This window comes from Pedobacter segetis, from assembly GCF_016623585.1.
Classification (GTDB): domain Bacteria; phylum Bacteroidota; class Bacteroidia; order Sphingobacteriales; family Sphingobacteriaceae; genus Pseudopedobacter; species Pseudopedobacter segetis.
In genome coordinates this window covers 53609-67174 of record NZ_JAEHFY010000020.1, presented here as the reverse complement: position 1 = coordinate 67174, position 13566 = coordinate 53609, and the positions used below count along the sequence as shown (strand labels likewise).

17 protein-coding genes are annotated in these 13566 nt (G+C 34.6%); 5 read left to right on the top strand and 12 right to left on the bottom strand.

The features are described 5' to 3' along the window. Window positions 1–28: 28 nt before the first annotated feature. From I5M32_RS13660 to I5M32_RS13615, 10 genes are all read right to left on the bottom strand, one after another. Complete coding sequence (locus I5M32_RS13660; protein ID WP_200587316.1) at window positions 29–466, bottom strand: c-type cytochrome; 438 nt, start codon at window positions 464–466, stop codon at window positions 29–31. Between the two features lies 1 nt (window position 467). Beyond that, the gene (locus I5M32_RS13655) at window positions 468–1115 is read right to left on the bottom strand and encodes an SCO family protein (RefSeq protein WP_200587315.1); all 648 of its coding nucleotides are present in this window, start codon (window positions 1113–1115) and stop codon (window positions 468–470) included. Between the two features lie 2 nt (window positions 1116–1117). Then, window positions 1118–1573 carry a hypothetical protein gene (locus tag I5M32_RS13650; protein WP_200587313.1) on the bottom strand — a complete coding sequence of 152 codons (456 nt, stop codon included), beginning with the start codon at window positions 1571–1573 and terminating at the stop codon, window positions 1118–1120. Further along, complete coding sequence (locus tag I5M32_RS13645) at window positions 1560–2537, bottom strand: hypothetical protein (protein WP_200587311.1); 978 nt, start codon at window positions 2535–2537, stop codon at window positions 1560–1562. Before I5M32_RS13645 ends, I5M32_RS13650 begins: the two co-directional genes overlap by 14 nt. Beyond that, complete coding sequence (locus I5M32_RS13640) at window positions 2527–3540, bottom strand: cytochrome-c peroxidase (protein ID WP_234461959.1); 1014 nt, start codon at window positions 3538–3540, stop codon at window positions 2527–2529. The genes I5M32_RS13645 and I5M32_RS13640 overlap by 11 nt, the downstream gene beginning before the upstream one ends. A 447-nt stretch (window positions 3541–3987) precedes the next feature. Beyond that, window positions 3988–4743 (bottom strand): MbnP family protein, encoded by a 756-nt coding sequence (locus tag I5M32_RS13635; protein WP_200587309.1) that lies wholly within the window; start codon window positions 4741–4743, stop codon window positions 3988–3990. Window positions 4744–4816: 73 nt separating this feature from the next. Beyond that, the gene (locus I5M32_RS13630; protein WP_200587307.1) at window positions 4817–5188 is read right to left on the bottom strand and encodes a hypothetical protein; all 372 of its coding nucleotides are present in this window, start codon (window positions 5186–5188) and stop codon (window positions 4817–4819) included. A 100-nt stretch (window positions 5189–5288) separates the two neighbouring features. Continuing rightward, window positions 5289–5633: a HepT-like ribonuclease domain-containing protein gene (locus I5M32_RS13625; RefSeq protein ID WP_200587305.1), complete on the bottom strand. Its 345-nt coding sequence runs from the start codon at window positions 5631–5633 to the stop codon at window positions 5289–5291. A 1-nt stretch (window position 5634) separates the two neighbouring features. Then, window positions 5635–5919, bottom strand: a complete 285-nt coding sequence (locus I5M32_RS13620) for a nucleotidyltransferase family protein (RefSeq protein WP_200587303.1) — start codon at window positions 5917–5919, stop codon at window positions 5635–5637. A gap of 149 nt (window positions 5920–6068) precedes the next feature. Next, window positions 6069–7805: a phospho-sugar mutase gene (locus tag I5M32_RS13615; RefSeq protein ID WP_200587301.1), complete on the bottom strand. Its 1737-nt coding sequence runs from the start codon at window positions 7803–7805 to the stop codon at window positions 6069–6071. A gap of 133 nt (window positions 7806–7938) precedes the next feature. On the opposite strand from I5M32_RS13615, the gene I5M32_RS13610 reads away from it, so the two are divergent. Then, window positions 7939–8145, top strand: a complete 207-nt coding sequence (locus I5M32_RS13610) for a hypothetical protein (RefSeq protein ID WP_200587299.1) — start codon at window positions 7939–7941, stop codon at window positions 8143–8145. Window positions 8146–8257: 112 nt separating this feature from the next. Beyond that, complete coding sequence (locus tag I5M32_RS13605; RefSeq protein WP_200587297.1) at window positions 8258–8791, top strand: hypothetical protein; 534 nt, start codon at window positions 8258–8260, stop codon at window positions 8789–8791. Here the strand turns inward: I5M32_RS13605 and corA are convergent, their stop codons facing one another. Continuing rightward, complete coding sequence (gene corA / locus I5M32_RS13600; protein WP_200587295.1) at window positions 8792–9745, bottom strand: magnesium/cobalt transporter CorA; 954 nt, start codon at window positions 9743–9745, stop codon at window positions 8792–8794. Between the two features lie 58 nt (window positions 9746–9803). On the opposite strand from corA, the gene I5M32_RS13595 reads away from it, so the two are divergent. Then, a complete protein-coding gene (locus I5M32_RS13595; RefSeq protein WP_200587293.1) occupies window positions 9804–10772 on the top strand; it encodes a TIGR01212 family radical SAM protein in 969 nt (322 codons plus the stop codon). 138 nt (window positions 10773–10910) lie between these two features. Continuing rightward, window positions 10911–11381, top strand: coding sequence for a DUF1905 domain-containing protein (locus tag I5M32_RS13590; protein WP_200587291.1), 471 nt, complete (start codon window positions 10911–10913; stop codon window positions 11379–11381). 68 nt (window positions 11382–11449) lie between these two features. On the opposite strand, the gene I5M32_RS13585 is transcribed toward I5M32_RS13590, so the two are convergent. After that, the gene (locus tag I5M32_RS13585) at window positions 11450–11917 is read right to left on the bottom strand and encodes an SRPBCC family protein (protein WP_200587289.1); all 468 of its coding nucleotides are present in this window, start codon (window positions 11915–11917) and stop codon (window positions 11450–11452) included. A 207-nt stretch (window positions 11918–12124) separates the two neighbouring features. On the opposite strand from I5M32_RS13585, the gene I5M32_RS13580 reads away from it, so the two are divergent. Continuing rightward, entirely contained in the window at window positions 12125–13492 is a 1368-nt protein-coding gene (locus I5M32_RS13580; RefSeq protein ID WP_200587287.1) for an ammonium transporter, read from the top strand. Window positions 13493–13566: the final 74 nt, after the last annotated feature.

Sequence of the window (13566 nt, the reverse complement as noted above, 5' to 3'; positions counted from 1 at the left end):
TTTTTTATTTTAAAAGAATTTGAAACCTTTAGTTATTGGCCTTAATGTAATCGTTTAGGTTTTTTTCTACCTCTTTCACATCAAAAATGCCCTGCTTATTACCAAACGAATTGGTAACATAGGTTAGAAGCTTTGCCAGATCAATAGAGGCTAAATGTTTTTCGGCTGGCATTTTGCCTTCGTATTCTATACAATGTATCTTTATAGTGTCTTCAAGGCCATAAACAATATAGCTAGCTAACATTTTACGGTTAAGTTTCAAGAATGTAGTATCGGTTAATGGCGGGATAAGACCTGCCAATCCTTTGCCATCATCCATGTGGCAGTTTTGGCAATGTATTTTATAAACATCCAAACCATCAGAATAATATCGTTGGTATTTAATACTATCTTCATTAACGCAAGCACTAAAAAAAATAGCGGCTGTTAATAATAAGAACGAAACAGAAACGATGGTTTTCCTCATACTATTTAGGATGATATTCTGATAACAAAACATCCATATCTTTACTCATTTGGGCCACTTGGTCTTTATCGGTGCCATCATAAGCGCCCCTAATTCGTTTATCTTTATCAACCAACAAGAAATAACCAGAATGTTCATACCCTCCCGGGATGCTATCGTTTTCTTTAGAGTAAGACATGTAACCATTTTTAGCTAATAGATAAACAGAATCTTTACTTCCCAACAAAAAACTCCATTGTGTTCCCTTTACGCCCAATTTATCGGCATATTTCTTTAGAACTGGGATGGTATCATATTTTGGATCGATGGTATGGGATAAAAACCTTACTTCTGGGTTGCCTTTATATTTTTCATAAACCGTTAATAAGTTTTTGCTCATGATAGGGCAAATAGAAGGGCAGGAGGTAAAGAAGAAATCGGCAACGTAAATACTGTTTTTTAAAGAATCGTTATTGATGATTGCGCTATCTTGGTTCATAAAACTAAACGCGGGTATGGTTTGATAAATGGTATCAACCACCGTTTTGCCATCAACTGTTTTTTCTACAGGTTCCCTGCTGCCTAAGATGGGTAGTTTTCTTGGTTCAGAGTTGCAAGCTAAAATAAATAACGAACTAATTGATAGAATAAATATAGAGCTGATTTTCATGATTATTTCAATTTAGAAATTAAACTGTTACTATTAGAAAGAGATTGATCCAATAATGTTTTAACAGAATCTATTTTTATTTTTTGGTTTTCTAAATAGCTAATGATCTGGTCTTGAGATTTGCCTGTATAATCTGGGTTAAAACCATTCATCCATTTCATCATTGCCGCATCAGCATTGCTTAACGCTAATTTTTTGTTGGTTATCTCTGATCTTAATTGTAGGGTATCTAAAGAGTTGTTTATTTTCTTTAGGCTGTCTAGATTTTGTGATAATTCGGTAAGTATCATTCTTTTATCGGTTAGTTTACCCATATCCATCATCAAAGAATCATGAACTGCCATAACCTCATCCTGTAATTTTTTTTGTTCCGCTTTTTTGTCTTTACAACTTGTAAGGCCGATGATCGTAAAACCCAAAAAAATGAAAAGGCTGTTTTTTATATTAATTAATTGCATAATAAAGTTGTTTTAAATTATAAGTAATTCCTAAAGTTAAACGTCCGCTACTGCGGGGATGGTCTGTTTGTGCCGACCAAGCATTGGTTTGGAAACTGGTATTGATACCAATGTTTTTTACAAATATATCTAATCCTGCGCCAGCCATTAAATTATTTGTTTCATGTTCGCCCGTTAATTTGCCTTGGTATTTTTCTCCTTTGGTAAATTCATAGCTAGTTTGCACCGATGGTATGATTTTAACGTTTTTGCCCAGATCTATTTTTCTAAAGATACTCAAAAAAGACGTGGTGCTATTGGCGATGGATTCTTGATCGGCGTTTTGCCCATTAAATTTATACGTACTGTTGATGCTAGCTCCCCAATTTTTGATCCCGATGATGTAATTTGCGTACACAAACCCATCTGTACTTCCTGTACCGGGCTGAAAAGGATTAGAATAGGTAAAGCCTTGGTCACTTTTTATTCGGTTATTGGCGGTTGGTAGTTTGATGCCAGCGCCCAAAATTAACCTTTGGTTCATTTTTTTTTGATCTAACTTTCTGATGAGATGGTATCCGGCATAAAAAGTCATATCGCCCAAACCAGAAATGGTAGAGGTTTGGTTGTTATATTTTTCTGTATTGTTTAGATAAGGGATAATGGCATTGATCTCTAAACGCTTTTGCAAAAAATAACGGCCTCGCAATTCTGTTGTTCTGTAAACTTCATAATCTCCCAATAAACCATTGTGGTTACCAGGGGAGTTATTTGTTTGGTCTTGGATAGGAAAAAAAGAACTGCCACTTGGGAAAAACTGCTGATCTTGCCCAAAATAGCCATTATAAGAACGGTACCTATAAAAAATACCGAAGCTACTTACATTATCATAGGGCGTAATACCCATGAAACAACCGCAAATATCACAAGCAAATGTACTGCTGCTGCAAAGTAGAAATAGGATGATTAATATTTTATTCTTCACTGAATTTTGGATTTTTAAGAAATGTATGATCTGTTAAAGTTTTTAAAAAACAGATGATGTCTGTTTTATTTGAATCTGATAAGGCTAGGTTTTGCTTTAAAATAGGATCTAAATTTTTATTGGGCTGTATATTATTCTGATAATGGTCTAAAACTTGTTCTAATGTTTTAAATCTACCATCATGCATATAAGGCCTGCTTACTTCTATGTTCCTCAATGTTGGCACTTTAAATTTTCCTTCATCAGCCGTTAAAGCGGTAATTGTTGCCCGCCCCGGATCTGTTGAAACAATATCTAAACCGTTGTTTCTAAAACTATTGTCTGTAAACAAGGGTTCTTTGTGGCAACTTGCGCACTTGGCTTTAAAAAGTTGATAACCATTTTCTTCTTGATCCGTAAATTGAGCTTTTCTGGCTTTTACTTGATCATATTTGCTATCTGCCGATATGAACATCCCTTCAAATTGGGCCAAAGCCCTAAACATTTTTTGGGAAGTGATCTCATCACTATCGAAAGCTTTTTGAAAGGCTTGTTGGTATTTAGGTTCTGATTTTAAATAAGCTAAAATCTTATTTAAATCGTTTGCCATTTCACAAGGATTGGTCATTGCGTTAAGTGGTGCAAGCTCTAAATTGGTAACGCCCCCGTCTAAAAAGTAATTGTCTTTAAAAGCAAGGTTAAACAAAACTGGGGCATTTCTGGCACCAAAACAATTATCAACACCGTGGCTGGTTGCATGGTCTAAATTACCAAAACCTGCAAATTGCTGGTGGCAATCGCCACAAGATACCGTACCATCTTTAGATAAACCTTGATCATAAAACAACATTTTACCCAGATCAAAACCTTTTTGCGTAGGTTGGTTATCTGTAAACTGATAAACCGGTTGTGGAAATCCGTTAGGGATTTCTATGGACAAAAGTTTGTTCAAATCTTTATCCTTTGCACAAGAAATCAAGAAAATTACACAAGCTACAACTAATAATGTGGCTATTTTTTTCATCTGGTTATTTTAATCTTTTGATGTCAAAATATTGTCTCAAAAAGCGATGTCATTCCAAATTTCTCTCAGAATCTTATCAAAATTAACTCTTATGCAGTTTGATGATCTGCAAATGAGATGCTGAAATAAATTTTCGGCATGGCAAACTTTTAAGGCCAGCCTCTTAACTTTTTGCGTTAGGGATAGAAGTGGATACCGGCCTTGTGGCTAATGCCAAGCGCAGTATGAACGGATAGCCCGCCCGAACGCCCAAATAATTATTTTTAAATAGATAATTATAAATTTAATAGGGGCGTTTTAACACTCCGCCAGCCGGCGGATGTATCTTTTTTTGCTATTTGCATCATGGTCATAAAAGCAAAAAAAGCCTGCCCGAATTACAGGCGGGGATGCCGCTTCTATCGTTAACGCGATAGTTTGTAGAAAAAGACCGTCTCCAATCCAAACTTAATTATGGATATGATCTAAGCTAAACATCCCCTGGGCGTAATTATCCGCAATGATCAAAGCCGGTAAACCACCATGCATAGAATTATAATCTGCAAAAGAGATGTTTTGCCTGCCACTAAACATTGCGCCGGCATCTGCCAAAAAGTGCATGATCGGGGCTTTGTCTGTTCTAATCCTTAGAATGTTTGGGTCTATATTAAATGTTACTTTTCTTATGGCGTTAACGGTTGCAGATGCGCCGCCAATATGAAAAATAAGATTATGATTTGCCCCAGTTGATGCAGGGGACGTACCCTCCATTTTAACAAATACATAACCAGAGTTCCAAGACCAGAACATGGCGTTTTCTGGTGCCAGCGCACCGGTTTGTGCACCTGCGAAGTTTCTTGCAGAATCTACACCAATGGTAAAACTGATTTTTGTATAATCGCCAGCAGGTACGTTGCTTAAACTGGGTTTAAGGGTGGCGGCATTAGATTGATCTATTAAAAAGTAACTTTCTGGAGCCTTATATACACTCCCATCATATTTGGACAATTCGATATTTGAGATGTAATACTTAAACATATCTACCTTAAAAGACTCGCCTTTTGCCGTAGTATAGTTTTGTGTGCTTAAAACCAGGGGTTGGTTACCTACCATGTTTTCAAACTCGAAGTTTAAGGTTCCTGTACCCACTACCCCTGCCGTATCTTTTTTACAGGCAGTAAACATAACGGCAGCTATGGCCACCATTAAAAATATTTTTTTCATTTTTTTTTATGATTTGATTTTTACGATTAAGAAATCAGTCTGGCTTAAAAGATCAGACTGTTAAAAAAGAAAATCAAACGGTTGGTGGTGGGTGATAAAAAGAGGTGCTTTTTATGAATTTGTAATTATTTTGGTAACAGCTTTCAATAATATCTTTTTCTAAGCTATAAAAATTGATTTTAAAGGTTGCTATCAGCATGATTTGCTGTGTAAGGTCTTTTTGGGTTTTGCGCTCTTGAGATTGTTGTTGCTTTTCTGCTTCGGCAATTTTACGGTTTAAAAAACATTTACCGTTACAGTGCATTTCTGGTTTATCTTTATTGATGCAAAGTTCTTTTGCAATGTAATTTTTATTGAGCTCGTACCCTGCGAAATAGAACAATCTGGTAAAACTAGAAAGGCTAATTAATACGATTAGTAAAATGCAGGATACCTTTTTTATCATTTGTTGCAAATGTAATGGCTATTAAATAGAATTACAAGATAAATGGGTTTATTTATTATTGGTAAAATATCGTAATCGAAAAGGTTGATGAAATGGACACTCATTTATCAATTTGATTTAAAATTCTTTCTAGTTTAATTTTTAAATCTGCTAAGTCATATTCTATGATATATTCAATTTCTGAAATATCAATACCGAAATAAGCGTGTGATATAATGTTTCTTAAACCATAAAGTTCTTTCCAAGAAATATCAGAATACTTTTCTTTTATTAAATCTGGAATATTTTTAGAAGCTTCTCCAATAATTTCTAAATTTCTGAGAGCGGCATCATAATAAATTCCTTCGTTTCTTAAATCTGAAATACCGTATGTTATTGTATAAATTTCTATTTTACGAATAGACGAAACCATATCCTCCAAAAATTGAATATAATTTCTTTTCATACTAAATAAATATTGCCTCACTTAAAATTTGGCTTTTCATATTTTTTCTTAGCGCTTGTTCTGTAACTAAATCTACTTTTTGCTTTAAATTATGTTCTAAAAAATATAGTAAGGTCAAAAATTTCAAACCTAAAGGTTTATGTAATTTAACGATGATGTCTAAATCAGATTTTTCAGTTTCTTCATTGCGTGAGTATGAACCAAACAAAGCAATTTCATCTACATTAAAATCTTTTTTAAGTTGGGGTTTTAGAAGTTTGATTTTTTCTATGATTTCAATTTTCATAATCAAATTTAATAATTTATTATTTTTGAATTCAAAAAAGCTTTATTACCATATTTTTTAATATAAAATCAATACTGTCCTAAACGTTTAGGACAGTATTGGTTGTTGGCAATATCTCTCTACATTACTTATCAAAATTTTTGTAAAGCTTAAACCTCTAGATCTTTCATTATTTCATCAACTTTAGATTCTAATGCCGCGTTCACTTTATCAAAATCTTCTTTTTTGGTTAAAGGCGCATTTACGCTGCAATAAAATTTAATTTTTGGTTCTGTACCGCTTGGGCGAGCAGAAATAATACAACCATCTTCTGTTATAAACTGCAAAACATCAGACTTTGGAAAATCTAAGGCAATGGCAGCTTTTGTTTTTAAATCTGTTTCTTTTTGTAGCGTATAATCTTTCAAAGTAACCACTTTAGAACCGCCTAGGTTTTGTGGAGGATTGTTTCTAAAACGTTCCATCATCGCTTTAATCTCTTCGGCACCTGCTTTGCCCTTTTTTGTGATTGAAACCAATTTCTCTTTAAAAAAACCGTATTTCACATACATATCGATCATGGCATCGTACAAACTACTGCCTTTGTCTTTGTAAAAAGCAGTCATCTCGGCAATAAATGCAGCAGAAACTACCGCATCTTTATCCCTAACAAATTCGCCAACCAGATAACCGTAGCTCTCTTCTCCGCCCGCTATAAAAGTTTCTTTCCCAAGTTTTTCTTCCATCACTTGGCCGATAAATTTAAAGCCAGTTAAGGTGTTGTAGCAATTTACTTTTTTACTCTTAGCAATTTTATCAATTAAATAAGTGGTAACGATGGTTTTGATAACATATTCTTTACCAGTAAGTTTTCCTTCTTTTTCCCAAGCCTCTAACATATAATTGATCAATAAAGAACCGGTTTGGTTACCGTTTAGCAGCTCAAATTCGCCTCTGTGGTTTTTAACGGCAATACCAACTCTATCGGCATCTGGATCGGTTGCTAAAACCAAATCGGCATCTGTTTCTTTTGCTTTTTTAAGCGCAAGCGTTAAAGCTTCTTTTTCTTCTGGATTGGGATAAACCACCGTTGGGAAATTGCCATCTGGGGTGGTTTGCTCATCAACTAAAATTACGTTTTCAAAGCCAAACATCTCTAAGGCTTTCGGTACTAAGGTAATTCCTGTGCCATGGATGGGCGAGTAAACTATTTTTAGATCTTTTTGGCGTTTAATGGCATCCGGTGAAACCGAAAGCGAAGTGATTTTCTTTAAATAATCTGCGTCGATTTCTTCACCTATATAAGAGATGTTTTCTGGTTTAACTTCAAATTTTATATCGTCAACGGTTGTAATTTTGCCCACCTCTTGCATAACTGCCTTATCATCTGGTGCAACAAATTGCCCACCATCTTCTCCGTAAGCTTTATAACCGTTATATTCTTTCGGATTATGAGAGGCCGTAAGCATCACACCGCTTTGGCAACCGAGTTTACGTACGGCAAATGAAAGCTCTGGGGTTGGGCGTAATGCTTTAAAGAAATAAACATGGATGTCGTTAGCAGAAAAAACATCGGCCGTAACTTTGCCCAAAACATCAGAATTGTTTCTGCTATCATGTGCAATGGCAACTTTTATTTTTTGGTTTGGGTATTTATTCTTTAAAAAATTGGCCAAACCTTGTGTAGCTGCACCAATGGTATATTTGTTTACCCTATTAGAACCGGCACCCATAATGCCCCGTAAACCACCCGTACCAAACTCAAGATCTTTATAAAAAGCATCGGTCAGTTCTGTATAAGCTTTCTGGTCAATCAACTTTTGAATCTCGGCCTTGGTGTTTTTATCGTAACTACCATTTAACCATTGGTTTACCTTTTCTTGGGTCGCTTTATCTAATTCTTGCATTTCAGGGATAATTTATCTGTTGTAAAGTTAGTAGAACAAAATTATATCAGAAATAAAAAATCAATTCAATTAAATAAATATTACGGCTTAAATTTTGTTTAACGTTTAACAGTACAAATCAACAAATAAGCAAATGGAAAGGTCAGAATTAATAGCTTTAATGAGAACAATTTTTCATCAGCAACATTCTTCCATATTAGGGGGTATGCAAGCCGAATATGAAGAATTGGAAAGATTAGGTTACATCAAAATAAATTGGGAAGAAGAAGATAAGCTTACCGCGGTAATAACCGCCGAAGGCAAAGCTTTTGTAGGGTCCTTACTTCCAGATGAAAAATGAAAATCTGAAAAGATTTAATCCTTATTGTTTAAGATACGATAAGGATTTTTACTTTTTATGGATAAAAACCTAATGTTTTTTCACATATTGGCTTATCAAAATTTGTTCTCAAATGAAAAGACTGCTGGTTACCGTTTTATTTTTATTAATTCTTATAATTGGGGTAAAAGCGGATAATCAAAAAATAGATTATTTTATCGTAAAAGAAAATCTTTTAAAGAACCAAAAACTAGCCATTATAGCCACAGATTCTTTAGGTGTGCCGCTAGAAAACATTAACGGTGTTTTTAATTTCTCTGTAAACGGATTTAAGCAAGAACTCAATTTTCATGATGGCGTAGCTGTTTGTCAGCTACAGATAGAAAAATCTGCATTTGTTTTTTTTAAGCATCTAAACGATAGTGGCAGCCATTCTAACTTGTATTTTATTTATAAAAAAGAGGGCGATCTAAACCCTTATAAAATAAATTGGTATTTGCTTATTTCTATACCTATCGGGTTGATATTGATTGGTTACTTATTTAGAAAACTGATTGGTATAGTTATATTTTTCCTATTGGTGTTGGGTTATTTCTATTACAGTAAAGGTTTATCAATCCCAACATTTTTCGAATCTGTTTTTGATGGGATAAAGAGCATCTTTTGATCACAACCAATTCCTTTTCTTAAAATACACCAAGGTTCCTAAAGAGGATAATACCATAAACAATATGGCAATCAGATAACCATATTTCCATTCTAATTCTGGCATCAAGCTAAAATTCATCCCATAAATACTGGCAATTAAAGTTGGGGGCATAAAGGCTACCGTAGCTACGGTAAATATTTTGATGATCCGGTTTTGGTCTATATTGATCAAACCCATAAAAGTATCTTGCAAATATTCTAGCCTTTCAAAAGCAAACTTATTGTGTTCTAAAAGCGAGCTGATATCTTTGATCATGATTTTTAGAACGCCCATATATTCTGGTGGGAATACCGAGGATTTTATCAGGGAAGATAGCAACCTCTGTTTATCGATGATGTTTTCCCTTAACATCATATTATCGTTCTGAAGAGAAGAAATCTTTAGCAGATCATCCTCATCAACACGCTCATTGGTGGCTTTTAAGCTTTTATTTAGTTCGGCAATCTCTTTTGCTATATTCTCTATCAAATCTGCATCTTGATCAATACAGGTTTCTAAAATGGTAGAAAGTATCTGATAGCCATTGATATACAACGTTGGGTTAGATTTTATTTTCTTTACCGATTCGCTAAAAGTTTTCAAATCATCATCCCGATAGGTGAATAAAATCCCTTTTTCGAGGATGATAGATACCGGATTGTACTCGAAACTGTTTTCCCTAACCGATAAAAAGTTGGAGTTGATGATGATCTCATTGTCCATTTCGCTAAAGCGGGAAGAGCTTTCTATTTCTTGTGATTCTTCTTCCGAGGAATATTTAATATCGAAATAAGTTTCAATGGTTATCTTTTCTTCTACCGTTGGGTTTTGAAGATCTACCCAAACCATATCTTGCATCGGTATTTCCCGTAAAATCCCCACATCAGACTCTTTGGCCAAACGGGTATTTTTCTTATAGTATATTCTCAGCATCTCACCTCAATTTTAGATTGATTATCTATTCGTATCTTTGCAAAAATATCATTTGACATTGGAAAAAGCATTAGCCTTCGGCGAAAAGAATTATAACTACTACAGTGCATACTTAAAAAACAAGTATAAAGTAAAACGGGTTTACAAAGTTATTGTAGATGGGGGCTTTACTTGCCCCAATAGAGACGGTTCTAAGGGCTACGGGGGCTGTACCTATTGCAATGTAGATTCTTTTACACCAACTTCACGCACCATGGCTTCTATGAAAGAACAAATAGAATTTGGGATGGAAAGAGCTTGGAAACATTATAAGGCAGAAAAATTCATTATCTATTTTCAGCCCAACACCAATACTTATGCGCCTGCGCACTATCTTAAAATAATGTATGATGAGGCTTTAAGTGTGGATATGACAAATGTTGTTGGCCTTTCTGTTGGTACCAGGCCAGATTGTATAGATAAAGAAAAAATAACTTTATTAGAAAGTTATACCGATAGGGTAGATGTGGATCTGGAAATGGGAATGGAGTCTATCTATAACCAAACGCTTTCACAAATTAATAGAGGTTGCTCTCATGACGAGTTTGTTGATGTGATGGGCTTGTTGACAAAATCTAAGCTGGATATTTGTGTACACACCATTTTCGGTTTGCCCGGAGAAACAAAAGAAATGATGTTGGCTTACGCCGATGAGATCAATCGCTTTCCACAGATCAATTTCGTAAAATTCCATCATTTACATATTGTAGAAGGTTCTATAATGGGTGCTAAATACAAAAAAGATCCTTTCAAACTGTTCTCCTTACAAGAATACGCCGATTTTCTTTGTGAACTTTTACCACTGATACGCCCTGAGGTTGTAATACAACGTCTTTTCGGAATATCTGATTTAGAGATGCTCATTGCCCCAAAATGGGGATTAAGGAAATCTGAAATCCAAACTTTTATTGATAATGAGATCGAGAGGAAAGGAGTGGTGCAAGGAAGCAAATACAGTAAAAGTTCATTAGTTGAAATACTTCATTAGATCTTTAAGGTTTATTAGGATCGTAATCAAATTAAAATATTTATGAACCAATGACCTCATTGCCATAACGCAAGTACTACAGTTAACAGTAATGTTTCCAGATAGAAAGAAAAGAAACTAAAAACTTGAATTAGAACCATGAATTTTGTAGTAGAAAATGAAAAATTAGAAATTCAATATATCCCTGGGAATGGTGCTTGGACTTATCAATTGATTATACCCAATACTAAAGATATCAAAGGAAAATGGGGAGATTTAAAAGTATCTGGTAAGATAGACAATTTAGAAATTAAAAATAAGAATTTAGGTCCGATGAAAAACGCCGACAAAAAAATGGCGGTAAACTCTGAAATTAGAAATTCTATTGGAAAAGGTGCTGGAGATTTTGTCTATGTTACTCTTTATCTTGAAAATAAAAACACCGAAGAAAACAATAAAGATGAAATGATTTTTGAATGTTTCAAAGATGCTGGGGTATTAAATATATTCAACAAACTTAAAATTGAGGAACAAAATGAAATAATGCAAAACATAAATTCAACCGCTACTGAAGATCAGAAAGTAGAAAAGATCGTAAAATTTATTTCAAAACTTGAACAGTTAAATTAAAAAAATTACTGCTAACCAATTACAAATGACCTAATTGCCATAACGCATCTACTAATGAACCAATGAACTTAATAAACACCAAAAATTTCATCCACCGCCTTAACCCTAAAATCAAAAATCTCTTTGGTTTGTTTAGAAACCATTATTGAGTTAGCTAATTGGCCGATAATCCCATAGGGTATGGCATAGGTTAATTTATCGGTCATTAATACACCGCCTTCAATTTCTTCAAAATGATGCTCGTGGTGCCAAAATTTAAACGGACCAAAACGTTGCTCGTCAATAAAATATTTATTCTCTTTTACGGTGGTAATCTCCGTCATCCAATCCATTTTTATTCCTAAAAGAGGAGAAACCTTATAGGTAATGATCATCCCTTCATACATCTTAGTTTTTTCGGTATAATCAGAGGTAACTATAAAAGACATACTTTTTGGGGTAATCTTGGATAGATTTAACGGAGAAGAGAAAAAATCCCAAGCTTTTTCTAATGAGATGGGTATTTTTTGTTGATAATGTAATGTATAAGTTTTCATAATCTATTTAACAAATCATTATGACTATTGTTTATTGATTTATTCTATTCTTTTTTTGCAGAATTTAGCCGGTAATTTTATCAATTATGATAAAAAAGTGAAATTATAAGGTTAAAAACATGATATTGATTATATTTTTTTAATAAAAATATGAAATATTGGAAAATATTTTAGATAATTGTCTAAAATTTAAACGTTATTTAAAAAATGAACACAACTCCTTTAAAAAGATACTTGCCATTTGTAATCTTTTTAGCAATTTCAATTTCAGCACTTTTTATAAAAGTATTGCCCAATTTCGCTGATGAATCTAAATACAACCAAGCAGATATCACATTTATTTTAATAGCAACCGCCCTGGTTTTTATCATGACACCCGGCTTGGCTTTCTTTTATGGAGGAATGGTGCACAGGAAAAATATTTTATCCACCATGATCAAGAGCGTAGTAGCAACTGGGGTTGTTGGTGTATTATGGATAGTTGTTGGTTATAGTTTATGCTTTGGCGAAGACATCCACGGTTTTATTGGTAACCCTTTCACGCATTTATTTTTTAAAGACGTTGCTTCTTCTGGGCCCTGGCCATTGGCACCTACCATACCCAGAACGTTGTTTGCGTTTTTTCAATTGATGTTTGCGGTAATTACCCCGGGTTTGGTTGTTGGGGCGGTTGCCGAACGGATAAAATTTACTTCTTATATTTTGTTTACCGTACTGTTCAGCATATTTGTTTATGCACCTTTAGCACATTGGACCTGGCATCCAGATGGTTTCTTGTTTCAGTTGGGGGCTTTGGATTTTGCCGGTGGAACAGTTGTCCATATTTCTGCTGGCTGCGCTGCATTAGCGGGAGCCATGGTTTTAAAACGTAGAAAAGTACATCTAGAACATAAAGAAATTCCGCCAACCAACATTCCTTATGTTTTAATAGGTACTGGCTTATTATGGTTTGGTTGGTTTGGCTTTAACGCCGGTTCTGCATTGGCAGCAAATGGTTTAGCGGTTTCTGCTTTTGCAACTACCAATACTGCAGCAGCTGCGGCAGGTATAACATGGATGTTTTTTGACGTGGTAAGGGGCAAAAAACCATCTGTATTGGGCTTTTGTATCGGTGCGGTTGTAGGCTTAGTAGCAATTACGCCAGCTGCGGGTTTTGTAAGTATCCCCCATAGTATTTTTATAGGCACCATTGCATCTTTAATATCTAATGTAGCGGTCTCTATAAAATCTAAATCTAAGTTAGATGATACTTTAGACGTGTTTCCTTGCCACGGGATCGGCGGAATGGTGGGCGTTATCATGACAGGTATTTTTGCTTCTAAAATGATTAACCCGGCTGGTAATGATGGTTTGTTTTTTGGGAATATTGCTTTTTTCTTAGTACAAATGAAAACATTGTTTATAACCGTAATTTATAGCTTTGGTGTTTCTTATGCCATTTTTAAACTGGTAAACTTTATAGAACCAATAAGGGTAAGCGAAGAAGAAGAAGAACTGGGTTTAGATGAGAGCCAACATTCAGAGAAATACACCCAAGGAACTTTATTGAGCGCAGAAGAGTTTGTAAAGCATTAATTGATGAGGGTATATTAAGGTTTTATGGGTGCTTTAACACGCCTGCCCGTACAGGCGGGGATGCCGTTTCAATT

Bases quoted from the DNA above. Each gene is read 5' to 3' on its own strand.
- I5M32_RS13610 (WP_200587299.1), top strand. From the start codon at position 7,939: ATGGAAAGGTCAGAATTAATAGCTTTAATGAGAACAATTTTTCATCAG.
- I5M32_RS13650 (WP_200587313.1), bottom strand. From the start codon at position 1,573: ATGCAATTAATTAATATAAAAAACAGCCTTTTCATTTTTTTGGGTTTT.
- I5M32_RS13655 (WP_200587315.1), bottom strand. From the start codon at position 1,115: ATGAAAATCAGCTCTATATTTATTCTATCAATTAGTTCGTTATTTATT.
- corA (WP_200587295.1), bottom strand. From the start codon at position 9,745: ATGCTGAGAATATACTATAAGAAAAATACCCGTTTGGCCAAAGAGTCT.
- I5M32_RS13640 (WP_234461959.1), bottom strand. From the start codon at position 3,540: ATGAAAAAAATAGCCACATTATTAGTTGTAGCTTGTGTAATTTTCTTG.
- I5M32_RS13625 (WP_200587305.1), bottom strand. From the start codon at position 5,633: ATGAAAAGAAATTATATTCAATTTTTGGAGGATATGGTTTCGTCTATT.
- I5M32_RS13580 (WP_200587287.1), top strand. From the start codon at position 12,125: ATGAACACAACTCCTTTAAAAAGATACTTGCCATTTGTAATCTTTTTA.
- I5M32_RS13615 (WP_200587301.1), bottom strand. From the start codon at position 7,805: ATGCAAGAATTAGATAAAGCGACCCAAGAAAAGGTAAACCAATGGTTA.
- I5M32_RS13620 (WP_200587303.1), bottom strand. From the start codon at position 5,919: ATGAAAATTGAAATCATAGAAAAAATCAAACTTCTAAAACCCCAACTT.
- I5M32_RS13635 (WP_200587309.1), bottom strand. From the start codon at position 4,743: ATGAAAAAAATATTTTTAATGGTGGCCATAGCTGCCGTTATGTTTACT.
- I5M32_RS13605 (WP_200587297.1), top strand. From the start codon at position 8,258: ATGAAAAGACTGCTGGTTACCGTTTTATTTTTATTAATTCTTATAATT.
- I5M32_RS13630 (WP_200587307.1), bottom strand. From the start codon at position 5,188: ATGATAAAAAAGGTATCCTGCATTTTACTAATCGTATTAATTAGCCTT.
- I5M32_RS13660 (WP_200587316.1), bottom strand. From the start codon at position 466: ATGAGGAAAACCATCGTTTCTGTTTCGTTCTTATTATTAACAGCCGCT.
- I5M32_RS13585 (WP_200587289.1), bottom strand. From the start codon at position 11,917: ATGAAAACTTATACATTACATTATCAACAAAAAATACCCATCTCATTA.
- I5M32_RS13590 (WP_200587291.1), top strand. From the start codon at position 10,911: ATGAATTTTGTAGTAGAAAATGAAAAATTAGAAATTCAATATATCCCT.